The following is a 25,330-nucleotide window of genomic DNA, read 5'->3' on the forward strand; positions in this document are numbered from 1 at the left end:
CCCTCCGCTTGGAGGGGGCCACCGTGCTGTCACAGCCCGCCGGGGCGGACCAGGCCCGTCTCGTACGCGTGCACGGCCGCCTGGGTGCGGTCGCGCAGGGAGAGCTTGGTGAGGATCCGGCTCACGTACGTCTTCACGGTCTGCTCCGCGACCACGAGCCGGGAGGCTATCTCGGCGTTGGACAGGCCCTGGGCGATGAGGGTGAGCACTTCGGTCTCCCGCTCGGTCAGGGTGCCGACGCGGTCCATGAGCGGCGTCCGCGGAGTGACGCTGAGCCGGGAGAACTCGGCGATCAGCCGCTTGGTCACGTTGGGGGCGAGCAGGGCGTCGCCGCGCGCCACGACCCTGACGGCCTGGGCCAGTTCCTCGGCCGAGGCGTCCTTGAGGAGGAAGCCGGACGCGCCGGCGCGCAGCGCCTCGTACACGTACTCGTCCAGGTCGAAGGTGGTCAGGACGAGGACCTTGACGGTGGCGTCGGCGGGCGCGGTGAGGATGCGGGTGGCTTCGAGGCCGCCGGTGCCGGGCATGCGGATGTCCATCAGGACCACGTCGGGGGCGAGTTCGGCGGTCTTGGCGACGGCGTCGGCGCCGTCGACGGCCTGGCCGACGACCTCGATGCCGGGCTCGGCGTTCAGCAGGACGGTGAAGCCCTGTCTGACCATCGCCTGGTCGTCGGCGATGAGGACCCTGATGGCGCGGCCGGAACCACCGTCCGTGCCACCGGTGCCGCCGGTGCCGCCGGTGCCGCCGGTGCCGTCTGTGCCGTCGGTCATGAACCGTCCTTCGTCTGGATCGTGCTGAGCAGGGGTGCGGGCAGGGTGGCGGTGACGTCCCAGCCGCCGTCGGGGGTGGGTCCGGCGGCGAGTTCGCCGCCGAGCATGGCGGTGCGCTCGCGCATGCCGAGCAGCCCGTGCCCGGGCTCCCTGGCCGTGCCCGGGGGCACGCGGCCTGCCGGGCGGGTCGCGGCGGCGTTGGTGATCCGTACGGTCAGTCCGTCGGCCTGGTAGTGGATCGCCACGGCGGCCGGGGCGCCGGGGGCGTGCCGCATGGCGTTGCTCAGGGCCTCCTGGACGATGCGGTAGGCGGAGAGCTCGGTGCCCGGGGAGAGCGGCCGGGCCTCCCCGACGGTCTCGGAGGTGACGTCGAGGCCGGTCGCCCGGACGTTGGCGAGGAGCTCGCCCAGCCGGTCCAGGGTGGGCTGCGGCGCGTGCCGCACGCCGGCCGCGGCGTCGCCCGCCGCGCCGTCACCGCGCAGCACGCCGAGGACGCGGCGCAGTTCGGTGAGGGCGTCGACGGCGTTCTGCCGGATCCCGGCCAGGTTCTCGCGCAGTTCCGGGGAGGGGTTCTCGACCAGGTGGGGGGCGACCTGGGCCTGGATGGAGATGACGGACATGTGGTGGGCGACGACGTCGTGGAGCTCTCGGGCTATCCGGCCGCGCTCTTCGAGCAGGGCGCGGCGGGCGCGTTCCTCCGCCGTGAGCTCCTCCTGCTGGACGAGCCGGGTGCGCGAGACGCGGGCCGCGCGCAGCGAGGCGCCGATGACGGTGGCGGTGGCGTAGGCGGCGATCCCCACCCACAGGGTCGGCGCGTGCGGGATGCCGCCGGGGGCGAGGGCCCCGAGGCCGGTGAGCAGGCTGACGCCGAGGGCCGTGGCGGCCGCGACGGGGCGCACGCGCAGGGAGAGCAGCAGCAGGACGAGGGTGTGGAGGGCGAGTTCGCCGCCGTTCCAGGGCCAGGGGGCGCCGAAGTGGGAGGAGGTGAGCGCGACCGAGAGCATGAGCGCGACGGTGGAGAGCCACCAGGCGGCGGCGGGCCGGGTGAGGGCCAGGACGGGCGCGGCCGTCTGGGCGACGACGAGCAGGGTCACGCCGCCGGGGGCCGGGTCCATGGCGTGCTGCTGGAGGTTCATGTCCCAGATGCCCAGCAGGACGGCGAGGAGCACGAGGTGGGCGTGCGGCAGCCAGTTGAGCCAGCGGTTGCGCGGCAGCGGGTCGCGGCGCGTGGTCCACAGCTCGGCGCGCAGGATGTCCGGCGCCTGGCGCAGCGCGGCCTCCCAGCGTGTCGCGTCCCTCACCGTGCTCCCCCTGCCGCGTGCGTGGTCGTGGTCGTGGTGGTAGTCGTGCTCATGATCGTCGTGCCGCCCCAGCCTAGGCATGGCGGACCTCCGTGCGGGCGTCGGGCCGGGATCCGGTCCGGGAGTCGGGCCGGGAGTCGGTGGCCCGCCGGGCTGCCCGCGCGCGGCGGGCCGGGCGGCGCGTCGTCCGCTCGTGGACGTGGAACGCCGCCCCGCAGACCAGCAGCGCGCAGACGAAGAGCGGGAGCCAGCCGAGCCGCGCGAGGACCCAGGCGTATCCGTCGGGGACGGTGCCCAGCCCGGTCGGCGGCCCGTGGCCGAGGCTCCGCGCGGCGAGGAGGCCGCCCGCCGTGACGGCGATCATCGCGGTCTGGTGCCAGAGGAAGACGGTCATGGCGCACAGGTTGAGCAGGGCCACGGCGGCCCAGGCGACGGGTCGGCGCAGCAGGCGGCGGAGCGGGTCGAGCAGCAGGATCGCGCCGCCGCACTGGGCGAGGCCGAAGGTGACGGCGGCGAGCGTGGGCGGGTTGAGGTTGGAGACGGGCGCGCCGGGCACGCCGACCATGGAGCCCGGGTAGCCGGCGAAGGCCACCAGGAGTCCGGTGACGGCGGCGCCGCCGAGCAGCAGCGCCCAGGCGGCGCGGCGGGCAAGCGGACCGCGGCGGGCGAGCAGGGCACCGAGGCAGTACGGGACGAGCCAGCCGGCGGGCAGGTTGAGCCGGCCGAGGGCGTCGGGCCCGTCGAATCCGAAGCGGAGCAGGTCGACGTGGAGCACGACGGCGAACGGCCACAGCGGGTGGACGCGGGCGACGAGCGGGGTGGCGGCGGTGAGCGCGGCGAGCACCAGCAGGAACCACAACGGGGAGAGAACGAGCTTGCCGAGCGTGTGGAGGCTCTGCCAGGGCACCCCGCAGGCGAGCATCACGCCGGCCGCCACCAGCCAGACGCCGAGCAGCGGCGCCACGGGCCGGAACAGGCGCCGCAGCCGGGCGCCGATCCACCGCCCGTGGCTCTCGCCGCGAGCACGGGCGGCGGCGTGGCCGCGGGCGGCGACGTACCCGCCGACGAGGAAGAACACGGAGAGGGTCTGGAACACCCAGGAGACGGGGGTGAGTTCGGGGAGGCGACCGAGCGGGCTCTCGACCCGCAGGGTGCCGCCGTCGGCGACCAGCGCCGTGACGAGCCAGTGTCCGAGGACCACGCCGAGGATGGCGAGCCCGCGCAGGGCGTCGAGGGCGCGGTCGCGACCGGGCGGGGTGCCGGATTCGACGCGACGCGCGAACGACCGGATGGCACGCAGGACTTCAGCCATGGCGGAGCTCCTGTCCGTCGACGATCCGGGCGAGGTTGTCCAGCGGTACGGAGCCGGGGGCGAGGTAGTCGCTGTGGCCACCGTCGCCCGCGGCGAAGGTACGGGCGCCGAAGGCGGGGTCCACGGGGTCGGTGCCGAAGCCGAGTTCGGATCCGGCCGGCAGCGGGAGGCGCACGTGCGGCACGCCGCCGACCCAGTCGCCGGAGGCGCGCCCGGCCCAGACCGTGGCCCGGGTGCCCAACTCGGCGGCACGGTCGAAGCCGGTGCCGGGGCTGCCGTAGAGGACGAGCGCGGCGACGGGAAGGCCGGCGGCAGAGCGGGCGCAGACCACGGAACCGTACGAGTGGCACAGCAGGGTGATCCGCGCGCGGGGCTTGGCCCGGTGCAGCTCCTCGACGAAGGCGCGGAGCGCGGGTGCGGCCTGGTCGGCGCGGCCGGGGGTGAGGGAGGAGGAGCTGCCGGTGGCGGGGGTGCGGTAGCCGAGCCAGGCGACGACGGCGGCGGGGGCGGCGCGCTGGTGCCGCAGGGCGTCGTCCAGGGCGACGGCTCCGGCGCGGAAGCGCGCGTAGTGGTCGAGGTCGGTGTCGGCGCCGGGGACGAGCACCGCGATCCGCTCGGCCCGGGCGAGGTCGCCGACGACCTCGGCGCTGCGACCGCCGGCGCGCCCGTCGAAGGCGAGGAACCGGCGCCCGGGCGCGCCCATGGTGCGCAGCGCGGCGGCCCGCGTGTGCGCCCCGTACGCCTCGGCCGCCCGCTCGCCCGCCCGCAGCGCCTCGCGCCCGGCCGCGTACCGCGCGTCGAGCTCCGCGGGCGCCGCGGTGACGAGCGGCGTGACGGGCGCCGGGGCGGGCGCGGGCACGTCCACGGCTCGCGCGGCCCCGGCGACGGGCACGGCGACGGCGGCGGTGACGAGCGCGGCGAGCAGCGTACGGCGAAGTCGGCCGCGTGGGTGGGACGCCATGGGTGTTCCTTCCGTACCGGAGTTCGATCCGGTACGGACGGTAGGCAGCGGCCGGTGTGGTCGGCGTCCCGCCGGGGAGCCAAACGCGGGGGTAGCTCCCGGGTATGACGAGTAGTCGACGAATTCCGGCCGAGGGCGATCACTTCAGGCCAGAGAAGAGCCGCACCACGCCACACACCCCGAAAGGTTCGTTGCACGAACTACAGTGGTTCGCGCAACGAACTAGAGCGAAATGCACGCACTCTCAAGGGAGTTAGCCATGCGTCGGATTATCGCGGTCATCGGCGGAGGATACGGCGGCGCGGCCGTGGCCCAGGCACTCGACCAGGAGGCCGCCGTCGTACTCGTCGAACCGAAGGACGCCTTCGAGCACGCGGCCGGCTCGCTGCGCGCCCTGGTCCGCCCGGACTGGGCACCGAACGTCTACTTCCCCTACGACCGGCTCCTGGAGCACGGCCGGGTCGTGCACGAGCGGGCCGTCTCGGTGGACGCGACGGGCGTCACCCTGGCCTCGGGTGCGCGGATCGACGCCGACTACATCGTCCTGGCGACCGGCTCGGCGTACCCGCACCCGGCGAAGTCCGGCCTCGACTCCTCGGCCGAGGCGCTGGCCCGGCTGAGAGAGACCCACGAGGAGCTGGCGGTCGCGGACCGCGTGCTGATCGAGGGCGCGGGTCCGGTGGGTCTGGAACTCGCAGGCGAGATCAAGGCCGTGTGGCCGACGAAGGCCGTGACGATCGTCGACCCGGCCACGGAGCTGCTCCCGGGCTTCGCCCCGGAGCTGCGCGAGCAACTGCACGCCCAGCTCGCCGCCCTCGGCGTGGACCTGCGGCTCGCCACCTCGCTCACCGAGCGGCCGCCGGCCGCGCCGGGCCGGACGAAGACGTTCACCGTGCGCACGTCCGCCGGGGACGTGACCGCGGACATCTGGTTCCGTTGCCACGGCGCGCGGGTGGCAAGCGACGTCCTCTCCGGCGAGCTGGCCGCCGCGCGCGACGCCCAGGGCAGGGTCCGGGTCGACGCCTTCCTGCGGGTCGAGGGCCTGGAGCGGGTGTACGCGGTCGGGGACATCACGGACCTCGCCGAGGCGAAGATGGCGGGCTACGCGATGAAGCACGCGGAGGTCGTGGCCCGGAACATCACCGCCGCCCTCCACGACGAGACCCCTGACGCCATCTACCACCCCTCCCCCGTCCCCTCCGTCCTGCTGCCGCTCGGACCCGAGCACGGGGTCGGCCAGGTGCCTTCCCCCGAGGGACCGCAGTTCCTGCCGGCCGAGACGGTGGCGCAGTACAAGGGCGCGGACCTCTTCACGGGCCGCTTCGCGGAACTCTTCGGCACCCCCGTCCCGAACTGACCCTCCCCCGCCCCTACTCGGCGGCCGGCTCCGCGAACACCACCGGCACCTCGTTGTCCAGCACGACCCGGCCGAGCAGCTCCGCCAGGTGGCCGCGCTCGGCGGGGTCGAGCGAGGCGGGGAGCAGGTCGATCCGCCGGCAGGTCTCGGCGTAGAACTCCTCGGCGATCCGCGCGCCTTCCTCGGTGAGCACGATCCGCACGGCCCGGCCGTCCTCGGGATCGGGCTCGCGCCGCACGAGCCCACGCTGCGCGGTCCGGTCGACGAGCCCCGTAAGACTGGACTTCGCAAGCCCCAGCACCGCACCGAGCTCACCCATCCCGTACGGCTGCGGCATCAGCACACAGAGCAGCTGCCCCTGCTGCGGGGTCAGTCCGAACTCCCGACTGGACTCGGCATACACCGCGTTGACCAGAAACGAGGAACGCACCAGCGCGGCGACGACGCCCATTTTCCCACCCGCGGAATTCCCCATTCTCCCAGAATACGGCAGGGCAGGCAGGCCCGTCGCAGGGCCGTTTCCCGCCGTCGTACTCGCAAGCACCATCAGAAGTAGCCGAAGAAGCGACTCCACCAGGTGGGCCGTGCGACAAACGAGGGCAGCCGGCTCGGTCCGGCGTAGTCGCACGCCAGCAGCTCCTCGGGGACGAGTGCGTAACCGAGGTCGGTCAACGCCTCCCGGACCCTGGCCAGATCCGCAGCGTCCAACTCGCCCTCCGCCTGCGCATCGTCCGTGCCGAGGAATGCGCCGGGATTGTCGGCGCAGACGAACGCCAGGGAGCCGAACTTGCTGACGCAGACCACGATTCGGGTCCCGCACACAGTCGCCCCGGCCGGCACGACGACACGCCCGTACTCGCTGGAGTCCTGCGTGTCCCGTTCGTCGTCGCACGACGTGGCGAAGTCGCCCTCAAGCCGTGCCACGAGGACATCGAAGTCCCTGCCGGCCGCACCACGGTCGTAGCCCTGAGGACGCTCCAGCCAATCCGGATCGTCGAGTCCGCGCAACAGGGCGACCAGCTCTTCCTCGTTTTCCGTCACGCGCGGATCGTGGCTGATCGACCACCGCCCCCGCCAGCCCGAATTCCCTCCTTCGCCTTCCCCGTCAGACGGTGGATCACCGGTCGGGAACGGGCCTCGCGGAGGCCCCCGCGTCACCGAAACCCCGTGGCCGCCGCGCCCGTGCTCACGGTAGGTTCCGTGCCCCGGCCTGCCGTATCAGCAGGTCTCCACCCACCGGCCCATCTCCCGAAAGCGGTTCCCCCATGACCAGCCTCCGAGCGACCACGACCCTGTGGCGGCCCACCGGGCCCAAGGAGCTCGAGTTGGTACGCGAGCTCGGGTGGCGGGCGTGGCCGCCGCGGTTGGCCGAGCAGCCGATCTTCTATCCGGTGCTCAACGAGGACTACGCGATCAGGATCGCGCGGGACTGGAACGTCAAGCACAGCGGCGCGGGTTTCGTCACCAGGTTCGAGGTGGAGTCGGAGTTCCTGGCCCGGTACCCGGTCCGGCAGGCCGGTGGGCGGACGATCCTCGAGCTGTGGGTCCCGGCCGAGGAGCTCGACGACTTCAACGCGCACATCGTGGGCGGGATCCAGGTCGTGCACGAGTTCCGCTGAGCCCCGGTCAGGGCGCCGGGGGCGCTAGGACGCTCCCTGATCCTCCGGATCCCCCGGCCGCTCCGCCTTCTCGTAGCGCAGCATCACCACCCCGTTCGGGAACGCCCGGGTGGATTCCAGGCGGAGGTCCGTGCCGGAGTCGGTGACGGGGAAGAGGGGGGTGCCGCGGCCGATCAGGACCGGGTGGACGCTGATCTGGTAGACGTCGATCAGGTCGAGTTCGCGGAAGGTCGCCGCCAGGTCCGCGCCGCCGAGGATCAGGTCCCCGTCGGCCGCGGCCGCCAGGACGCGGACCTCCGTGGGGTCGACGCTCCGGACGATCGTGGTGTTCCAGTCGGCGTGTTCCAGGGTCGTGGAGTAGACGGTCTTCGGCATCGAGCGCCAGATCCCGGCGAACTCCCGCGTGGCGGGGCTGCTCGCCGGGTCGGCGTCGGCGGTCGGCCAGAAGTCGGCCATCAGCTCGTAGGTGCGGCGGCCGCTGAGGAATCCGCCCTTGTCGGCGAGTTCCCGGTTGAAGTACAGGTGCAGTTCCTCGTCGACCCGGTGCCAGCCGATGTCGTGGTCCGGTCCCTCCATGTAGCCGTCCAGGGACACGCCCGCGAAGAGGATGATCTTTCCCGGCATCGGCGGCACGACCTTTCGTTGCGACAGGCGGCCCTGCCGCGTCAGCCCATGCGGCGGGCCCCCTCCTTGATGGCCTCTCGGATACGGTTATAGGTTCCGCAGCGACAGATGTTGCGGATCTGGTCGAGATCGGCCTCGTCGACCTCGCGCCCGGCCTCGTGGGCGCGGCGTACGGCCGCCACGGCCGTCATGATCTGCCCGGGCTGGCAGTAGCCGCACTGGGCGACGTCGATGTCGAGCCAGGCCTCCTGCATCGGGTGCAGTTCCCTGCCGACGGTCGCGGGCAGGCCCTCGATGGTGGTGACCTCGTCGGTGGGCGCGAGGTCCTTCACGGGTACGGAGCAGGGAGTGAACGCCCGGCCGTTCAGATGGCTCGTACAGGCCTGGCAGACGCCGACGCCACAGCCGTACTTGGGTCCGGTGACGCCGAGGACGTCCCGGAGCACCCAGAGCAGCCGGACGTCGTCCTCGACCTCCGCGGTGACGGCCTTGCCGTTGAGGATGAAGGTGTGCTGGGGCACGGTGGCTCCTGTGTCGGGTCTCGGAGGTCTCAGAGGGCGCGGGCGCGGCCGTCGGTCGGGGACGCGGGGATCGGCGGGACGGTGGGCAGCGACGTGAAGGCGAGCGGCTTGTCGTGGTTGACCGGGAAGCTGGTCGGCATGGTGCCGGTCGCCCTGCCGTAGGCGCAGGCGACGGCGGCCGCGGCGGCTCCGACGGCCAGCTCGCCGGCACCCCCGGGCCTGTCACCGGTCGGCGGCATGACGATGATCTCCAGCTCGGGCGGGGTGTTCCACTGCCGGGTGTAGTAGTAGTTGTCCCAGCTGCTCTCCAGGAAGTGGCCGTCCTTCAGATGCAGGCCGGAGGTCAGCGTGAGCGCGATGCCGTCGATGATGCCGCCCATCATCTGGGCCTCCAGGCCCCGCGGGTTGACGGCGAGACCGACGTCGACGGCGCACACGACCTTGGTGACCCGCGGGCCCGTGTAGGCGTCGCGCACCGTGCGCCCGGTGGTCTCGGGCCGGCAGTCGATCTCGGCGAGCACGGCGACGAAGGCGTGGTACTCGGTGTGGACGGCGATGCCCTGCGCCGTGCCGGGCGCCGTCTGCCGCCCCCAGCCGCCGACCGCCGCGACCTTGTCGAGCACGGCACGCGCCCGCCCGTCCTTCAGGAGCCGGCGGCGGAAGGCCAGGGCGTCCTGCCCGGTGCGTTCGGCGACCTCGTCGAGGACGAGCTCCTGCGCGCAGCGCACGTTCGGCGAGTAGATGTTGCGCATCGAGCCGGTGTTGAAGCCGGTGTCGACCTCGTTGAGGAGCTGGGTCGTGACGCCCAGGTGGTACGGGCTCGCCTGGGTGAGCTGGAACATCGTCTCCGAGAACGTCAGGTCCGCCACCGGGAGCTGCGCGACCTCGGAGGTGATGACCTCCCCGATGCCGTGCCCGAAGTCGGTGGCGACGGAGGTGTGCCGCTGCTCGTACGTGAGGACCTCGCCCAGCGCGTACGTGGCGCGGACCCGGGAGGTCGCCATCGGGTGCGTACGGCCCTGCCGGAAGTCGTCGGTACGGTGCCACATGAGGCGCACGGGCTTGCCCATCGCCCGGGAGATCTCGGCCGCCTCCCCCGCCGCGTCGTGGAACAGCTTGCGGCCGAACGAGCCGCCGCCCTCGGTGACGTGGACGGTGACGGCATGGACCGGCAGGCCGAGCTGGAGGGCGATCTTCTCCTGGGCGACGATCGGGGACTTCAGGCTCGCCCAGATCTCGGCGGAGCCGGGCCGGACGTCGGCGACGGCGCAGTTGGTCTCCAGGGCGCCGTTGCTGGCGAAGTGGAAGGTGAAGCGGGCGTCGACGGCCTTGGTGAGCAGATCGAGGGGCGGTACGACGAGGGGCGGTTCGGCCCGGCGCAGCTCCTGGAGGACGGTCGCGTCAGAGGCGCCTTCGGCGGTCCCCGGCCCCCAGCCGACCTTCAGGGCGCGGACGGCGTCGATGCACTGTCCGAAGGTGCGGCCGCGGACGGCGACCCCGGTGGAGACGGCGACGACGTCGGTGATGCCGGGCATGGCCCTCACCTCGGCGAGGTTGTCCACCGAGCGCACGGTGCCGTTGATCGTCGGCGGGCGGCAGACCATCGTGGGCAGGGCGCCGGGTACCTGCACGTCCATGGCGAACTTCTTGCGCCCGGTGACGGCGTCGAGCGCGTCGACCCGGGACCGGCCGGTGCCGATGACGCGGAACCGCTCCGGGTCCTTGAGGGCGACGGAGACCCGGGTGTCGGTGAGCGCGGCGGCCTTCGCCGCGAGTTCGCCGTAGGTGCGGCTCAGGCCGGTGGCGGAGGTGATGACGCCGGCCTTGGCGGTCAGGGTCCCCACGAGCTCCCCGAGTTCGAGGGCCGCGGCGCGCAGCAGACGGTCACGGGCGACGGCGGCGGCGACGCGGACCGGGGTGAAGGTGGAGATGGTGGTGTTGGAACCGCCGGTGAGCTGGTTGAAGAGCAGCTCGGGCCGGGCGTCGGCGAGGGTGACCTTCACCCGCTCGACGGGCAGGTCGAGCTCCTCTGCGATGATCATCGCGGTGGAGGTCGTGATGCCCTGGCCGACCTCGGCCCGGGGCAGCGCGAAGTGGGCGGTGCCGTCGGCGTCGATCCGGATGGTGATGAGGTTCGCCGTCGGCAGGGCGGCGTGCGTGAGCATGTCGTTCAGGTCGTAGATGTCCGCAGGCCCGGGGAGGGACGGCACGACGGCCGGCACGGCCGCCGCGGCGGGCGTGGGTGCGAGCGCGTCCGCGCCGACCTGGGCGGCGACCGTGAGCGTCGGCGCCGCCAGTACGTACCCGAGGAATCGGCGCCGGCCGATGCCGCGGGGCGGCGCGGCCTCCTGCTCCTGCTGTGCGGCGCGGTCCTGCGCGTCCATCGGCGCTGCCCTTTCGACGAGGGTGGTGGGGGGTGGTGGGGCCCGGCCACCGTGGCCGGCACGGTGGTGTGAGGTGCAGAGAGGATCATCACCCGTTCGGACCCCTCCGCGGAACGGAACGATCCGACTTCCCACCCGGCACGCCCCGATGCACCCGACACTCCAGGCCCTCACCACCCAGCGGCCCCCCAGGGCATCGGGCGCGTCGGGTCAGCCGCCCGCCGAGCGCATCGCCCCGCAGGGCTTCCTGCCGGCCCACCGGGCGGACTGACCCCACGCGCCCCGCGCCGTCGCGAGCGCGCGGTGTCCGCATCCCCGCAGCTGGGCGCGGGACACCCGGGCCCGCTGGCCGCCGCCGGCGATCAGGGCGTTCACCGACACCATGGGGTCGCCACCGGCGGTGCGCGCCACGAGCGCCCCGACCACGAGCGGCAGCAGTGCGACCGCGAGGGCCGAACCGGTGGCGGTGGCCGTCGCCGTGACGTTGCGCAGGGGGCGGGACTCCTGGCCGCCGCGGCGCGGGGGGTACGTGTTCATGAGGCCAGTCCACCAGCGGCGCGGGGGGCCGGGCACCGTGCGAGGTACTCAGACGCGCGGGCGCCGGATACTCATCCGGGCGGGCACGCACCGAGGCGTTCCCGCGACGGATCGTGGAGGCGGGACGACTGTGACGCGCATGTCCGCACACCCTGTACTGGTGGTCCAGCACGAGGCCGACGCCGGCCCTGGACTGGTCGGCGAACGGCTCCGCGAAGCGGGGCTCGAACTGCGGGTGCACCACCCGTACCGCGGCGAGGAGCTTCCCGCGGAGCTGTCCGGCTGGGCGGGCCTGCTCGTCCTCGGCGGCGCCCCCAACTGCGAGGACGACGAGGCCGCCCCGTGGCTGCCGCGCGTGCGCGCGCTCGTACGCGAGGCCGTCGGCGCCGGACTGCCGGTGCTCGGCATATGCCTGGGTAGCCAGATCCTGGCGCACGCCCTCGGCGGCCGGGTCGTGCGCCGCCCGCGGGGCCCCGAGGTCGGGGCCGTACCGCTGCGCCGGCTGCCCGCCGCCGACGCCGATCCCGTCCTCGGCGCGGTGCCCGACGGGGCGCTCGCGGCGCAGTGGCACTGGGACGAGGCCGACCGGCTGCCGGCCGGGGCGGTGCCGCTGCTGACCGGGGACGACTGCCGTTACCAGGCCTTCCGGGTCGGCCTCCGGGCCTGGGGCGTGCAGTTCCACCCGGAGGTCCTCTCGGACGCGATCGCCGACTGGGCGGGCTCCGACGGGCCCGCGGTGCGCGCGGCGGGTGGCGACCCGGTCGGCGCCGTCGCCTCCGTACGGGAGGCGGAGCCCGAACTGCGCGCGGTCTGGGGCGCGATGACCGAGGCGTGGGGAGCCGTCGTGCGGGAGGCGGCGGAGCGGGCGGGCGTCCGGGAGCCGGTGGCCGGGACCGGCGCGCGCGAGTGAGCGGCTGCCCGGGGGCGCGGGGATGATGGGATGGTCCGTGCGCGCGCGTCCGTGTGCGCGCGGATCGCAGTGAGGAGCAGTGCCACCCATGGCCGACTACCGGATCGAGACCGTCCGCACCGGGTACCGCACCTGGACCGCCCGCAACGCCCGGGGCGCCGAGGTGCGGATCGGGGCCGCCGACGACGCGGACGCCCAGCCCTCGTTCACGCCCGTCGAGTTGCTGCTCGCGGCGATGGGCGGCTGCGGCGGCATGGTGATCGACCGTACGGCGCGGGCCGTCGACCACGACGACCTGCGGATCGTGGTCGAGGGGGTGTCCGGGCCCGAGGACGACGGCCGGATCGGGCGGATCCGGGTCAGCTACGAGTTCGAGCTGCCGGACAACAACCCCCGGGCGGCGGAGGTGTTCGCCCGTGGGGTGCGGCTCACGCACGAGAAGTTCTGCACGGTGAGCCGCACCGTCGAGCACGGCGCGGAGGTGGAGGCGGTCCTCCCGGACGGCACGGTCGGCTTCCGGGCCGGCTGAGCGTCCAACGGGTAGCGGCGGGCCGCGGCCCCGGACCGCCGCGGCCCGCCGCTACTCCTCGATCGCACCGCCGATCTCGCGCAGGTGCCGGCGGAAGGTGTACGTGGGGTCCTGGGCGCTCCGCTCCAGGTAGACGTCGAAGCGGGTCTGGTCGCGCAGCGTCCGCCCGGCCCTGATCAGCCGTGCTTGGTTCCGCTCGGTACGGAAGATTTCCTCGGCCGTCTCCAGGACGGCCTCGGCGCGGTCCGCCGCCACGAAGAGCACGCCGTCGTCGTCGGCGAACACCACGTCGTCCGCGTCGACCGTGTGCTCGCCGACGCGGGCGCTGCGCAGCGCCTCGGGACCTCGCCGGTCGAGGCGTACCGGTCCGGGGGCGTGGGGCCCGTACGAGAACACCGGCAGCCCGATCGCCACCAGGTCGGGGGTGTCCCGGTGCAGGCCCCACACGACGACCCCCGCGACCCCGGCGGCCTCGGCCTCCAGGACGGCGAGGTCGCCGATGCAGGCCTCGTCCCTGCGCCCCTCGTTGTCGATGACGAGCACGTCGCCGGGGGCGGCGCGGGTGTAGGCCTCCAGGAAGACGTCGACGCTGCCGTAGTGCCGTACCGGCAGCGCCCGCCCGGCCGATCGGCGGCCGGGCAGAACGGGAAGGATCCCGGCGGGTGCGGCCCGCAGCGGTTCCCCGAGCCGTACGCAGGCGTCGGCGATCAGCGGGGTGGCGAGCTCGGCGAAGCGCTCGGGCAGGGTGGCGCGGGCGGGCACGGGGTGCTCCCTTCGACGGGGTGGGAGGTCCGGATGCTAGCCGAGCGGCGGCGTCGCAAAAGGGCCAATGGCGGGGTGTTGGCCCGTGCGGGGCGCTCGAAGGGCGCTGTACGGTCCGACGGGGGCGGAGCCACCTCCCCCGTCCGACCGCAGGTTAGGGGACCCCACGGTGATCGTGATCGCGCATCTCAGCGACATCCATGTCGCCTCTTCGCCGCGCAGCCGGGAGCGGACGCTGGCGGCGATGGACTTCCTGGACTCGCTCCCGTACGCGTTCGACGCGGTGATCGTCACCGGCGACCTGGCCGACCACGGCGCGGAGGCGGAGTACGCGTGGATCCGGGAGCACGTTCTGACGTCCCGCCACCCGGTGCTGACCTGCCCGGGCAACCACGACCGCAGGGACGTGTTCCGGCGCGTGCTGCTCGGCGAGGAGCCGCCGGCCCCCGAGGCGCCGGTGAACCAGGTGCTGCGCGGGGACGGCTTCGTCCTCGCGCTGTGCGACTCCTCGGTGCCGGGGAAGGACGAGGGGTTCCTGGAGGAGGAGACGCTGGCCTGGCTGGACGCGGAGCTGGCGGGCACCCCCGACGGCGTCCCCGTGTTCGTGGGCTTCCACCATCCGCCGGCCGCGCTCGGCATCCCGTTCGTGGACGGCATCCGCCAGTTCGGCGAGGACCGGCTCGCCGAACTGGTGCGTCGGCACCCGTCGGTCACGGCGCTGCTGTGCGGGCACGCGCACACCGCGGCGGCCACGACCTTCGCCGACCGCCCGGTGCTGGTGGCACCGGGCGTGGTGTCGATGGCGAAGCTGCCCTGGGAGCAGACGGGCAGCCCGCGGGACTACGTGTACGAGGACGAGATGGCTCCGTCGCTCGCGTTCCACGTCCTGCTCGACGACGGCCGTCTGACGACGCACTACCGGACCGTGCCGATGCGCTGAGAGCGCGGCACGCCGGACCGGGCCGGCGAGGCCGCCGGAGCCGCCGACGCCGGCGGGCCGGGCGCGGCGGGGCCTCCCCCGCCGGCACCGCCGCGCCCGGCCAAGGGTGCCGCCGGGAGCGGCGCGTGGCGGCTCAGCCCAGCCAGATCGCGCGGAGCGCCTTCAGCGGGTCCTCGGCGACCTCCGGCGGCGTGTTCCAGAGCATCGTCGCCCGGCCGCCGGCGGTGTACGCGGGCCACTCGGGCCCGGGATTCCGCTCGGTGACGAACGAAACCCACGCACGGTGGATGGCGTCGGCGAGCTGCTGTGGCGGGTTGTCGCCCGCGGCGGCCGTGACGCCCTCCGCGTCGAGGAGGTCGAAGGCGTAGGGCAGGTCGAGGCAGTGGTAGGACTGCCCGTTGACCGGCGAGGTCCAGTCGAACTGGTAGAGCCAGGTGGGCTCGTCGCGCTCCGCGCGGGCGTCGGCGACGGCGAGGGCCGGGGCGCGGAAGGTCGCGTCGGTGAGCGCCTGGCCGAAGAGACCGGCCGGGTCGGTCTCCGCGTACGTCCGGGCGAACGCGGCCGCCCCGGCCTCGTCGAGGCCGAGTCCGCCGAGCAGCAGCGGGAGCGGGAGCGGTGCCTCGTCCGGGCCGGCGCTCGGCGTGGGGACCATGTTGAACTCGTGGGCGGTGAAGCCCAGCAGCAGCGGCACCCCGGCTCCGGCGTCGCCGGTGGTGAGCGCGTCCAGGACGGGCTCGGGGATCAGCTCGCCGTCGGCGAAGGGCACGAGCGAGAGCATGGGCGGCAGCCCCTCGCGGTCCGGGCCGGGCGCGCCGAGGCGGTCCTGGAGGTCGAGGAGCTCGTCGTCGCCGAGGTCCCGGAGGGCTTCGGCGGTGGCCGGGAGACCCGTACGGGCGGTGAACAGGCGCGAGACGGTGCGGGCGACCTCGGGGCCGTCGGGTCGCATGACGGCCCCGGACACGGAGATCGCCCCGCGGAAGAGCTCGCGTGCCGAGGGGACCGCGAGCAGCGTCTGGACGGCGCCGCCGCCCGCCGACTGGCCCGCGATGGTGACCTTGGCCGGATCGCCGCCGAAGCGGGCGATGTTGTCGCGGACCCACTCGAGGGCGGCGATCCAGTCCCGTACACCGCGGTTGTCGGGGGCGTCGTCCAGGTGGAGGAAGCCCTCGATGCCGAGGCGGTAGCCGAGGGAGACGAGGACGACCCCGTCGCGGTTGAACGCGGCGCCGTCGTACCAGGGGCTCGCGGCCGAGCCCGCGACGTAGCCGCCGCCGTGGATCCAGACGAGGACGGGCAGGGCCGCGTCCTCGTCCGGCGCGGGGGTGAAGACGTTCAGGTTGAGCACGCCGTCGCCGGGGATGGACGGCTCGGGGATGGTGGTGACCTCGGCGAAGGGGCGGCGCTGCGCGGTCGGTCCGTACGCGGTGGCGTCGAGCGGCTCGGTCCACGGCTCGGGCGGCACGGGCGCGGCGAAGCGGAGCGGGCCGACGGGCGGCTGGGCGTACGGGATGCCGAGGAACCGGCAGCTCCCGTCGGCGCGGCGCTCGCCGCGGACCGGGCCGTGGGTGGTGGTGACGAGGGGTGAGGGGGCGCTGGTGGTCATGAGGGGCTCCTGACGGGGCTGGGCGGTGCTGTTCACTTGACGCTTTCGATGGGCTTGATGGCGAGCGCGCCGACGAAGACGACGCCGATCGCGAAGACGAAGACGGCGCGGTGGCGGCGTCGTGGTCCCCGCGGCCCCGGCGGCTGGTGCGGCCTCGGGCGAGGTCTGGGTGGACATGGCGTGCCTTCCTCGCCGGGCCGGTGCGGGCGGTACCTCGCCGGGCCGGTGCGGGCGGGACCTCGTCGGCCCCGACCTCTTTGTCGGGACGCCCACAGCGTCTGGCCGGAGACCATTTACGTCAATGGTCGAAATAAAATGGTGACGCGTGTCACTTACTCGTGTCAGCACAGAGTACTCCGCCGTTCGCTCCCCGCCGTCGGAGAGAATCACCGGGTGCCCGCCCCCTCCGCCGAAACCCCCGTCGACTCCGCCGCCGTGCGCCGTGTCAACCTGGCGCGCGCCCTGCGGCACATCGCCGAGCACGGCCCCTGCTCCCGCAGCGAGGTCTCGGCGGCCACGGGTCTCGCCCACGGCTCCCTCACCGCCCTCACCGCCGACCTCATCGACCGCGGTCTCGTGCGTGAGGCGGGACTGACCCCGGCCGGCGGGCGCGGACGGCCCAGGCGCCAGCTGGAGCTGGTGCCGCGGCGGGTGCTCACCCTGGCCGTACGGATCACCCGTGAGCGGCTGCAGGTCGCGGTCGCCGACCTCGCGGGCGCGGCCGTGCACCGGGCCTCGCTCCCCCACCGCACCCCGCAGGGCGACCCGCGCCCGCTCGCCCGGGCGGTCGCGGACGCGCTGCGCGAGGCACGGGCGGCGGCCCTGGCCGTGCCGGGGGCGCATCTGTGGGGCGCGGTGACGGCGATGCCCGGCCCGGTGGCCGCGGCGGGCGCCCACGCCTTCAGCACCGACTTCGGCTGGCCGGGCCCGGTGGACCTGGCGGCCCTGGTACGGGAGGAACTGCGGGCCCCGAGCGGGACCCGGCCCACCCCCGCCGCCACTCCGGCTCAGGCCGGGGCGGCTGCGGCTGGGGCTGGGGCTCCAGATCCGGCGCCGGCTGGAGCTCCGGATGCGACTGCGGCTGGGGCTCCGGCTCCGGCTCCGGCTCCGGCTCCGGTGGAACTCCCGCTGGTCCTGGTCAACGACGCCAACCTGGCCGCGCTCGCCGAGTACCGCGCCCTGGTCCCGCGCCGCGGCACGCCGCCCCGCTCGCTCGCGTACCTCAAGGCGGACATCGGCGTCGGCGGCGGCCTGGTCCTCGACGGGCGCATCCACACCGGCGGCCACGGCGTCGCGGGCGAGCCCGGCCACATGCCGGTCGTCCACGACGGGCCGCCGTGCGCCTGCGGCGGGCGCGGCTGCCTCGCCCTGTACGTGGGACCGGAGGCCCTGACCGACGCGGCCGGACTCGGCCGGCTGCGCGCCACGAACGGCCCGGACGCCGCCCTGGAGGCCCTCGGCCGTGCCCTCGAAGCGGGCGAACGGCGGGCCCTGGACGCCCTCGACGGCGCCGGCGAGGTGCTGGGCGCGGCCGTGCTCGCCGTCACCAGCCTCCTGGACGTCGACGAGTTCGTCCTCGGCGGCTACCTGGCGGACTGGTACCCCTGGCTCGAACGCGGCCTCACCGCCCGCCTCTCCGGCCGCCGCGCCCTCGCGGCGCGGCTGGTCCCGCAGCCGGTAGCGGGCGTGCTCGGCGCGGACGCGGCCCTGGCGGGCGCGGTGACCTACGGGCGGGACGCCGTCCTCGACGACCCCGCGGCCGTGCCCTCGCGGGGAGTTGACGGGGGCTGACGGTCCCGTGGGGCCCGAACCCCGGCGCAGTCCCTGGTGGAGCCCGCCCCCGGCGGAGCCCGACTGAGAGCCCGGCCCCGGCGAAGACCGACTGAGCCCCGGCTCAGCCCCGGCTCAGCCCCGGCGGATGCCTACAGGGCGATCCAGTACCGGCGCTTGAGGCCGAGCTCGGTGTCGCGGACGTCCTCCAGGACGCCTCCGTTGGCCTCGATGGTGCGCGCGGAGGCGGTGTTGGTGTCGTCGCAGGTGAGCAGGACACGGTCGAGGCCGAGGGCGCGGGCCTCGGTCAGGACGGCGCCGAGGGCCCAGGTGGCGAGGCCGCGGCGGCGGGCGGAGGGACGGATGCTGTAGCCGATGTGGCCGCCGGCGTGGAACAGGAAGTCGTTGAGCTCGTGGCGCAGGTCGATCGCGCCGAGATACGTGTCGCCTTCGGCGATCCACCAGTGGGTGGCGTGCACCCGGCCCTCGGGCTGGGGCCGGGCCCGGTCGGACTGCTCGCGCAGCCGCGCCACCCAGGAGGCGAAGACCTCCGGGACGGCGAAGGCGTCGTTCTCCGCGGCGAGCCGCAGACCGGAGCCGTCCTGGTGGGCGCCGGGGCCCCATTCGGCGTGGGCGTCGAGCCAGGAGGCGTGCAGGCGCGTGGTGGGGGCGATCAGCTGCGGCATGCGGCGACGATAACAGCCGTGTCGACCCCCACTACTTGGGGTTTTTCCTCTCCGAGAGGAATCCCCCACCGCCCGGGGTTTCTTCCTCTCCGGGAGGAATGTGTGCCCGCGCCCGGAATGCGCGCCCTATTCGCCGGTCACGCCGTCGATGCTCTCGCGCAGCAGGTCCGCGTGCCCGTTGTGGCGCGCGTACTCCTCGATCATGTGGGCGACGACGTACCGGACCGAGTAGGTCTCGCCCTCGTGGCGCGCGGTCGTGTCGAGGGAGTCGGCGGCCGCGACGATCTCCCTGGCCCGCCGGCACTCCGCGCGCCAGACGGCGAAGGCCTCCTCGACGTCGGCGTCGTCCACGTCGAAGCCGGCCCGTCCGGTGGCACCGGGCGGATTCCAGGGGCTGCGGCTGTCCTCACCGCCGAGGACGTTGCGGAACCAGCCGCGTTCGACCTCGGCCGCATGCCGTACCAGACCGAGCAGCGAGAGGCCGGAGGCGGGGACGGACCGGGTCTTCAGCTGCTCGGGCGTCAGGCCCTCGCACTTCATCTCCAGGGTCTTGCGGTGGAAGTCCAGCATCGTGGTGAGCGTGGTGCGTTCGTCCGCGGTGCGGGGCGTGTGCATGCGGTGGTCTTCGATGGTCATGGGCGCATCCTGCCAGCGGGCGGGGGCCCGGGGCCGGGAGTTTTCGTCCGGCCCCGGGCCGGGGGGCCGTGCCCCCCGGCCCGTGCTCGCCTCACTCGAAGGCCGCGGCCGCCGCCTTCAGGGCCTCCGCCACCGCCTGCGGCGCGTCCGGGCCCGGCGGACCGGGCCGGTAGGTGACCGAACGGAGTTTCCCCTCGTAGCGGAACGAACGCCGGCGTTCGTACAGCGGCCAGGAGACGGGCGACTTGCGGTCGATACCGACGCTGATGCCCTGGAACGGGGCCATGCCGATCAGCTGGTGCACGCTGTCGGGCGTGGCCCGGAGCTCGCCGTCGACGGTGACCGTGAAGCGCCAGCGCAGCCCCTCCTCGGCGGTCGCCGAGAGCAGGATGTCGTGGGCGCCGGGGGCCAGTTCGCCGGCGTCGGTCTCGTACAGCTCGCCGTACTCGTTGTACGCGAGGACGAGCCGGCCGTGTTCGACGTAGAGGCTGTAGCCGCCGCCCTGGTCTCCGTGGGAGACGAGGACCCCCTCGCCGGTCTCGTCGACGGCGACGGCGATCTCGAAGGAGCGCAGGGAGATCAGCCGGGAGGAGCGGTAGCGCTCGAGTTCCGGGGTGCCGGGGAGCAGGGTGAGGGGGCGGGCGAGGCGCTGTTCGGCGGGGTTGCGGCGGGCGAGGGCGCCGCTGTGGTCGGGCAGCGGGAAGACGCCGTTGCGCCAGGCGGCCTCCTCCCAGGCCTTGGACAGCTCCGCGACCAGGTCGGGGCGGTCTGCGGCGAGGTCGTGGATCTCGGTGGGGTCGGTGCGGATGTCGTAGAGGGCCCACTCGGAGTCGTCGTAGGGCGCGCCGGGCCGGTGGAGGGTGACGAGCTTGTGGCCGTCGCGGTAGAGGCTGCGGTTGCCGGTCATCTCGCAGTACTGCTCGGGATGGGTGGAGTCGTGCCCCGGATCGGCGAGGACGGGCGCGAAGCTGGTGCCGTCGGGTTCCTGCAGCGGGGTGCCACGGCGGGTGTCGGGGCGCTCGATCCCGGCGAGTTCGAGGAGGGTGGGCGCGATGTCGGTGACGTACTGGTACTGGGGGCGCAGCCCGCGGGCGAGCCGTCCGTCGCGGGCGCCCTCGGGCCAGGACAGGACGAAGGGGACGCGGACGCCGCCGGCGTAGGTGTGGCCCTTGTACAGGCGGAAGGGGGTGTTGGAGGCCATGCCCCAGCCGCGCGGGTAGTGGACGAGGCTGCGGGGTCCGCCGATGAGTTCGGGATCGCGGTCGACGTCCGGGTCCCAGTCGCCCGGCAGGCGCGGGTGGTGGACGAAGCGGCTGAAGTAGGAGCGGGTGCCTTCGGCACCGCCCTCTCCGGTGCCGCCGTTGTCGGAGGTGAAGACGATGATGGTGTTGTCGAGTTCGCCGAGCCGGTCGAGGGTGTCGGTGAGCCGGCCGAGGTTCTGGTCGATGTTGTCGACGAGGGCGGCGTACACCTCCATGTAGCGGGCGTAGAGCCTGCGCTGCTCCTCGGTGAGGGAGTCCCAGGCGGGGACGTCGAGTCCGGCCTCGCTGTTGCGTTCGGGGAGTTCCGTTCCGGGCGGAAAGATCCCGGCGGCGATCTGTGCGGCGAAGCGCCGGTCGCGCAGGGCGTCCCAGCCCTCGTCGTAGCGGCCGCGGTGGCGGGCGATGTCCTCGGCCTTGGCCTGGAGCGGGCCGTGCACGGCGTTGTGGGCGAGGTAGAGGAAGAAGGGCTTGTCGGGGTCGTGGGCGCGCAGCGAGGTCACCATGGCGATGGCCTGGTCGGTGATGTCGTCGGTGTAGTAGTAGTCGTCGGGGAACTCGTCGATGTCCAGCGGGCTGTTGTCGCGGACGAGCTGGTGCGGGTGGAAGAGGCTGGTGAGCCCTTCGAGGACGCCGTAGTACTGGTCGAAGCCCTTCCGCAGCGGCCAGTTGTTCCGGTCGTCGGCGGCGTTGGAGGCGGAGTCGCGGACGAGGTGCCACTTGCCGACGGCGTAGGTGGCGTAGCCGGAGTCGTGGAGGAGTTCGGCGAGGGTGGGGATGTCGTCGGCGATCTCCATGCCGTAGCCGGGGAAGCCGGGGTCGGAGTTGGCGACCATCGCGTAGCCGACGCGGTGCGGGTTGAGGCCGGTGAGCAGGGCGGCGCGGGCCGGTGAGCACAGCGGCATGGTGTGGTAGTTGGTGAGCCGCACGCCGTCCTCGGCGAGGGAGTCGAGGACGGGGGTGGGGATCTCGGAGCCGAAGGGGCCGATGTCGCTGTAGCCCATGTCGTCGACGAGGACGACGACGATGTTGGGGGCCTTGGCGGGCGGCGTCGGGCGCTCGGGCCAGGCGGGCTCCGAGTCGGCGAAGGTGCGGCCGATCCGGCCGGGGAAGCCCTCGTACGGGTCGCGGCGGGTGCTGGTGGTCATGCGGGAAGGTCTCCGGTCAGTGTTCGGGCGCAGCGGAAGCCGCCGTGGCCGGTGGAGGAGTCGGGTGTGTTGTGGGAGCGGGCCGCGACGCGGTAGCGGTTGCAGTAGGAGTCGTGGCAGAGGTAGGAGCCGCCGCGGATGATCCGTTCGACGGGGCCGGCCGGGAGGGACGGGGCCGCGAAGGCGTCGGAGCACCACTCCCACACGTTGCCCGCGACGTTGTGGAGGCCGTGGCCGTTGGGCTGGTGGGCGGTGACGGGGACGGTTCCGGTGCGCCCGCCGGGCCGGTCGGAGCGGTGCGGGAAGGCGCCCTGCCAGATGTTGCACATCTCGCGTCCGTCCGGGGTGAGTTCGTCGCCCCAGGGGTAGCGGGCGCCGTCGAGGCCGCCGCGGGCCGCGTACTCCCACTCGGCCTCGGTGGGCAGCCGGAGGCCGGCCCAGTCGCAGTAGGCGGTGGCGTCGTCGTGGCTGATGTGGACGACGGGGTGGTCGGCGCGCCCTTCGAGGTCGGAGCCCGGCCCTTCGGGGCTGTGCCAGGCGGCTCCCTCGACGCCGAGCCACCAGGGGGCGTTCGCCACCCGGCCGAGGACGTGGGGTTCGGCGGCCGGGTGGAGCAGGAGGTGGAACACGTAGGAGGATCCGTACCGTTCGGCGTCGGTGCGGTGTCCGGTGGCCTCGACGAAGCGTGCGTACTGCGCGTTGGTGACCGCGGTGGTGTCGATGGCGAAGGGGGCCACGGTCACCTCGCGTACGGGTCCCTCCCGGTCGGCGGGGTGACCCTCGTCGAAGTGGTCGCCCATCCTGAAGGTGCCGCCGGGCAGTTCGGCCATGGGCAGGGCGGGGGCGTGCCGGCCGGTGGTTCGTTTCGTCGGCAGCGCAAGGAATTCGGTGGTGCCCCGGCTGCCGCCCGTGCAGGGGCGGCCGGGCGAGCAGCAGCTGCTCATGCGCTCACCCCGGTGAGGAGCGGTGCGGGTACGGGTTCGGGGGCGGCGGCCAGGAGGGCGCGGGTGTAGGGGTCGCGGGGGTGCTCGCAGACCTCGTCGGCGCTGCCGGTCTCGACGATCCGGCCCTGGTGCATGACGGCGATGCGGTGGCTGACCTGCCGGACGACGGCGAGGTCGTGGGCGATGAAGACGAGGGCCAGTCCGAGGTCGCGCTGCAGGTCGGTGAGCAGCCCGACGATCTGGGCCTGGACGGAGACGTCGAGCGCGGAGACGGGCTCGTCGCAGATGAGGACCGAGGGTTCGGGGGCGAGGGCGCGGGCGATGCCGATGCGCTGGCGCTGGCCGCCGGAGAAGGAGCGGGGCCTGCGGTCGGCGACGGCCGGGTCGAGTCCGACGAGGCGCAGCAGTTCGGCGACGCGCCGTTCGCGTTCGGCCCGGTCGCCGAGGCCGAAGGCGCGCAGGGGTTCGGCGACGATCTCGCCGACGGTCATCCGCGGGTTGAGGGAGGCGTACGGGTCCTGGAAGACCATCTGCACGCGGCGGCGCACGGTGTGCAGCTCGCGGCGCGAGGGGCGGGTGACGTCCCGTCCTTCGAGGAGCAGCCGCCCGCCGTCGGCGGGGTGGGCGTGGGCGAGGATCCGGGCGAGGGTGGACTTGCCGGAGCCGGACTCGCCGACGATGCCGAGGGTCTCACCGGCGGCGAGCGTGAGGGAGACGTCGTCGAGGGCCGTGAAGGCCCGCCGGCCGCGCCGGCGGTATTCCTTTCGGAGGGATTCGGCGGCGAGGACGACGGCTCCGGGCGCGGGCCGGTCGATGCGGGCCGGGGGCGGGGGCGGCGGCAGGGGTTCGGTGCGTTCGGCGGCGAGCACGCAGGCGGCGCGTACCCCGCCGTCGAGGGTGACGGCGGCGGGGGTGGCGGTCCGGCACCGGTCGGTCACGAAGGAGCAGCGGTCGGCGAAGGCGCAGCCGTCGCCGAGGAGGCTGAGGTCGGGCGGGTTGCCGGGGATGCCGGTGAGGCGGGTGCCGGAGGGCGCGGAGAGCCGGGGCACGGCGGCGAGGAGGCCGGCGGTGTAGGGGTGGCGGGGACGGGAGAGGACCTCGGCGGTGGGGCCGTCCTCGACGACGGTGCCGCCGTACATGACGAGGACGCGGGAGCAGGCGCGGGCGACGACGCCCATGTTGTGGGTGATGAGGACGAGCGCGGTGCCGGTCTTGCGGCCGAGTTCGCCGAGCAGGGTGAGGATCTGGTCCTGGACGGTGGCGTCGAGGGCGGTGGTGGGTTCGTCGGCGAGGAGGATGTCGGGTTCGCCGGCCAGGGCCATGGCGATGAGGATCCGCTGGCGCTGGCCGCCGGAGAACTGGTGGGGGTGGTCGTCGAGGCGGCGGGCCGGGTCGGGGATGCCGACCAGGTCGAGGAGTTCGGTGGCGCGGGCCCGGCGGGCGGCCCTGTCCCCGTGTCCGTGGGCGCGCAGCACCTCGTCGAGATGGGTGCCGGCGGTGAGGACCGGGTTGAGGGCGGTCATCGGGTCCTGGAAGATCATGCCGATGCGCGCCCCGCGGACGGCCCGCAGCTCCTGCTCGCTCGCGGTGGTGAGCTCCTGTCCGTCGAGGCGGACCGAGCCGGCGGTGACGCGGCCGGTGCCGGGCAGCATGCGCAGCAGGGCGAGGGCGGTGGTGGACTTCCCGGAGCCGGACTCGCCGACGACGGCGAGGGTCTCGCCCCGGCGCAGGGTGAAGGAGACGTCGCGTACGGCCCGCAGGGTGGAGCCGTCGGGGGTGGTGAACTCGACGTCGAGGCCGCCGACTTCGAGGAGTGCGGGCGCTGGGTCGCGTACCGGGTGGGTCATCGGCGGGTCTCCCGGTTGAGTGCCTCGGCGATCAGGGAGAGGCCGAGGACGAGCACGGTCACGGTGACGAGGGGCCCCGCGGCGAAGTGCGGGGCCTGGGCCAGGTAGGGCATGGACTGGCTGAGGACGGCCCCGAGGGTGGGCTGCGGGGGCCGTACGCCGACGCCGAGGAAGCTCATGGCGCCTTCGATGAAGACGGCGACGGTGAGGGAGACGGCGATCTGCACGACGAGCGGGTCGGCGGCGTTGGGCAGGATGTGGCGGGCGAGGATCCGGCCGCGCGAGGTGCCGCCGACGCGGGCGGCGGTGACGTACTCGCGTTCCCGCTGGACGAGGATGCCGGTCCGCAGCAGGCGTCCGAAGGCGGGGATCTCGGCGAGGGCGATGACGAGGACGACGGGCAGGGGGCCGGGGCCGAGGACGGCGGTGACGGCGAGGGCCAGGATCAGTCCGGGGAAGGCGAGGACGAGGTCGAAGGCGCGCTGGACGACGGTGTCGGCGGCGGGGTGGGTGGCGGCGAGCAGGGCGGCGAGGGCGCCGAGGGCGGCGCCGAGCGGGACGGCGACGGCGATGATGCCGAGGTCGGCCCGGATGCCGTACAGGAGGCGGGCGAGCAGGTCGCGCCCGAGGTCGTCGGTGCCCAGGGGGTGGCCGGGGGTGCCGAGGCCGGCGAGGGACTGGCCGCTCTGGTCGGTCGGTCCGTGCCCGGCGAGGAGCGGGGCGAGCAGGCCGGCGGCGACGACCAGGGCGACGAGGACGAGTCCGGTGCGGCCGCGGGCGGTGGCGAGCGCGGCCCGGTAGGGGTGCCGGGGGCGGCGGGTGGCGACGCGCACCGACGGGGCGGCGGGGGCGCCTGCCTTGGGGGACGAGGCGGGCGTGGGCGGCGAGGGCGTGGTGGTGGTCATGG

At 74.2% G+C, this 25,330-nt stretch carries 24 protein-coding genes; 6 read left to right on the forward strand and 18 right to left on the reverse strand.

What is annotated here, in order from left to right:
- Positions 1 to 29: 29 nt before the first annotated feature.
- The 4 genes from ACH414_RS30480 to ACH414_RS30495 form a co-directional block, all read right to left on the reverse strand.
- A complete protein-coding gene (locus tag ACH414_RS30480; RefSeq protein WP_398944241.1) occupies positions 30 to 773 on the reverse strand; it encodes a response regulator in 744 nt (247 codons plus the stop codon).
- Positions 770 to 2,074, reverse strand: coding sequence for a sensor histidine kinase (locus ACH414_RS30485; RefSeq protein ID WP_398944243.1), 1,305 nt, complete (start codon positions 2,072 to 2,074; stop codon positions 770 to 772). The genes ACH414_RS30480 and ACH414_RS30485 overlap by 4 nt, the downstream gene beginning before the upstream one ends.
- Before the next feature lie 73 nt (positions 2,075 to 2,147).
- On the reverse strand, positions 2,148 to 3,386 hold the full coding sequence (locus tag ACH414_RS30490; protein WP_398944245.1) for an acyltransferase: 1,239 nt from the start codon (positions 3,384 to 3,386) through the stop codon (positions 2,148 to 2,150).
- A complete protein-coding gene (locus ACH414_RS30495) occupies positions 3,379 to 4,347 on the reverse strand; it encodes an alpha/beta hydrolase (protein ID WP_398944246.1) in 969 nt (322 codons plus the stop codon). The genes ACH414_RS30490 and ACH414_RS30495 overlap by 8 nt, the downstream gene beginning before the upstream one ends.
- Positions 4,348 to 4,606: 259 nt before the next feature.
- Between ACH414_RS30495 and ACH414_RS30500 the strand changes: the two genes are divergently transcribed.
- Positions 4,607 to 5,704, forward strand: a complete 1,098-nt coding sequence (locus ACH414_RS30500; protein ID WP_398944247.1) for an NAD(P)/FAD-dependent oxidoreductase — start codon at positions 4,607 to 4,609, stop codon at positions 5,702 to 5,704.
- 13 nt (positions 5,705 to 5,717) lie between these two features.
- Here the strand turns inward: ACH414_RS30500 and ACH414_RS30505 are convergent, their stop codons facing one another.
- Positions 5,718 to 6,155, reverse strand: a complete 438-nt coding sequence (locus ACH414_RS30505) for a MarR family winged helix-turn-helix transcriptional regulator (RefSeq protein WP_398944317.1) — start codon at positions 6,153 to 6,155, stop codon at positions 5,718 to 5,720.
- A 95-nt stretch (positions 6,156 to 6,250) separates the two neighbouring features.
- Positions 6,251 to 6,745, reverse strand: coding sequence for a hypothetical protein (locus ACH414_RS30510; protein ID WP_398944248.1), 495 nt, complete (start codon positions 6,743 to 6,745; stop codon positions 6,251 to 6,253).
- Between the two features lie 224 nt (positions 6,746 to 6,969).
- On the opposite strand from ACH414_RS30510, the gene ACH414_RS30515 reads away from it, so the two are divergent.
- Positions 6,970 to 7,323: a hypothetical protein gene (locus ACH414_RS30515; protein ID WP_382541172.1), complete on the forward strand. Its 354-nt coding sequence runs from the start codon at positions 6,970 to 6,972 to the stop codon at positions 7,321 to 7,323.
- A 24-nt stretch (positions 7,324 to 7,347) separates the two neighbouring features.
- Here ACH414_RS30515 and ACH414_RS30520 read toward each other — a convergent pair whose 3' ends face one another.
- From ACH414_RS30520 to ACH414_RS30535, 4 genes are all read right to left on the reverse strand, one after another.
- Positions 7,348 to 7,947 carry a dihydrofolate reductase family protein gene (locus tag ACH414_RS30520; RefSeq protein ID WP_398944250.1) on the reverse strand — a complete coding sequence of 200 codons (600 nt, stop codon included), beginning with the start codon at positions 7,945 to 7,947 and terminating at the stop codon, positions 7,348 to 7,350.
- Positions 7,948 to 7,988: 41 nt separating this feature from the next.
- Positions 7,989 to 8,468: a (2Fe-2S)-binding protein gene (locus tag ACH414_RS30525; protein ID WP_382541178.1), complete on the reverse strand. Its 480-nt coding sequence runs from the start codon at positions 8,466 to 8,468 to the stop codon at positions 7,989 to 7,991.
- A 29-nt stretch (positions 8,469 to 8,497) separates the two neighbouring features.
- Positions 8,498 to 10,852, reverse strand: coding sequence for a molybdopterin cofactor-binding domain-containing protein (locus ACH414_RS30530; protein ID WP_398944251.1), 2,355 nt, complete (start codon positions 10,850 to 10,852; stop codon positions 8,498 to 8,500).
- 210 nt (positions 10,853 to 11,062) lie between these two features.
- Positions 11,063 to 11,389: a hypothetical protein gene (locus ACH414_RS30535; RefSeq protein ID WP_382541183.1), complete on the reverse strand. Its 327-nt coding sequence runs from the start codon at positions 11,387 to 11,389 to the stop codon at positions 11,063 to 11,065.
- Between the two features lie 139 nt (positions 11,390 to 11,528).
- On the opposite strand from ACH414_RS30535, the gene ACH414_RS30540 reads away from it, so the two are divergent.
- On the forward strand, positions 11,529 to 12,299 hold the full coding sequence (locus ACH414_RS30540) for a type 1 glutamine amidotransferase (protein ID WP_382541186.1): 771 nt from the start codon (positions 11,529 to 11,531) through the stop codon (positions 12,297 to 12,299).
- Between the two features lie 88 nt (positions 12,300 to 12,387).
- On the forward strand, positions 12,388 to 12,828 hold the full coding sequence (locus ACH414_RS30545; protein WP_391768740.1) for an OsmC family protein: 441 nt from the start codon (positions 12,388 to 12,390) through the stop codon (positions 12,826 to 12,828).
- 51 nt (positions 12,829 to 12,879) lie between these two features.
- On the opposite strand, the gene ACH414_RS30550 is transcribed toward ACH414_RS30545, so the two are convergent.
- On the reverse strand, positions 12,880 to 13,572 hold the full coding sequence (locus ACH414_RS30550; protein WP_382541441.1) for an RraA family protein: 693 nt from the start codon (positions 13,570 to 13,572) through the stop codon (positions 12,880 to 12,882).
- 187 nt (positions 13,573 to 13,759) lie between these two features.
- On the opposite strand from ACH414_RS30550, the gene ACH414_RS30555 reads away from it, so the two are divergent.
- On the forward strand, positions 13,760 to 14,530 hold the full coding sequence (locus ACH414_RS30555) for a metallophosphoesterase (RefSeq protein ID WP_391768741.1): 771 nt from the start codon (positions 13,760 to 13,762) through the stop codon (positions 14,528 to 14,530).
- Positions 14,531 to 14,663: 133 nt separating this feature from the next.
- Here ACH414_RS30555 and ACH414_RS30560 read toward each other — a convergent pair whose 3' ends face one another.
- Positions 14,664 to 16,133 (reverse strand): carboxylesterase/lipase family protein, encoded by a 1,470-nt coding sequence (locus tag ACH414_RS30560; protein WP_398944254.1) that lies wholly within the window; start codon positions 16,131 to 16,133, stop codon positions 14,664 to 14,666.
- A gap of 393 nt (positions 16,134 to 16,526) precedes the next feature.
- On the opposite strand from ACH414_RS30560, the gene ACH414_RS30565 reads away from it, so the two are divergent.
- Positions 16,527 to 17,924 (forward strand): ROK family protein, encoded by a 1,398-nt coding sequence (locus ACH414_RS30565; RefSeq protein WP_398944256.1) that lies wholly within the window; start codon positions 16,527 to 16,529, stop codon positions 17,922 to 17,924.
- Between the two features lie 131 nt (positions 17,925 to 18,055).
- Here the strand turns inward: ACH414_RS30565 and ACH414_RS30570 are convergent, their stop codons facing one another.
- The 6 genes from ACH414_RS30570 to ACH414_RS30595 form a co-directional block, all read right to left on the reverse strand.
- The gene (locus ACH414_RS30570) at positions 18,056 to 18,589 is read right to left on the reverse strand and encodes a GNAT family N-acetyltransferase (protein ID WP_382541200.1); all 534 of its coding nucleotides are present in this window, start codon (positions 18,587 to 18,589) and stop codon (positions 18,056 to 18,058) included.
- Positions 18,590 to 18,715: 126 nt separating this feature from the next.
- Positions 18,716 to 19,225 (reverse strand): DinB family protein, encoded by a 510-nt coding sequence (locus tag ACH414_RS30575; protein ID WP_382541203.1) that lies wholly within the window; start codon positions 19,223 to 19,225, stop codon positions 18,716 to 18,718.
- Positions 19,226 to 19,316: 91 nt separating this feature from the next.
- Complete coding sequence (locus tag ACH414_RS30580; protein ID WP_398944257.1) at positions 19,317 to 21,632, reverse strand: arylsulfatase; 2,316 nt, start codon at positions 21,630 to 21,632, stop codon at positions 19,317 to 19,319.
- On the reverse strand, positions 21,629 to 22,576 hold the full coding sequence (locus ACH414_RS30585) for a formylglycine-generating enzyme family protein (protein WP_398944259.1): 948 nt from the start codon (positions 22,574 to 22,576) through the stop codon (positions 21,629 to 21,631). The genes ACH414_RS30580 and ACH414_RS30585 overlap by 4 nt, the downstream gene beginning before the upstream one ends.
- Positions 22,573 to 24,423: a dipeptide ABC transporter ATP-binding protein gene (locus ACH414_RS30590; RefSeq protein ID WP_398944261.1), complete on the reverse strand. Its 1,851-nt coding sequence runs from the start codon at positions 24,421 to 24,423 to the stop codon at positions 22,573 to 22,575. The genes ACH414_RS30585 and ACH414_RS30590 overlap by 4 nt, the downstream gene beginning before the upstream one ends.
- A complete protein-coding gene (locus tag ACH414_RS30595; RefSeq protein WP_398944263.1) occupies positions 24,420 to 25,328 on the reverse strand; it encodes an ABC transporter permease in 909 nt (302 codons plus the stop codon). The genes ACH414_RS30590 and ACH414_RS30595 overlap by 4 nt, the downstream gene beginning before the upstream one ends.
- Between the last annotated feature and the right edge of the window lie 2 nt (positions 25,329 to 25,330).

This window comes from Streptomyces sp. NPDC020422 (assembly GCF_044386705.1).
Classification (GTDB): Bacteria; Actinomycetota; Actinomycetes; order Streptomycetales; family Streptomycetaceae; genus Streptomyces.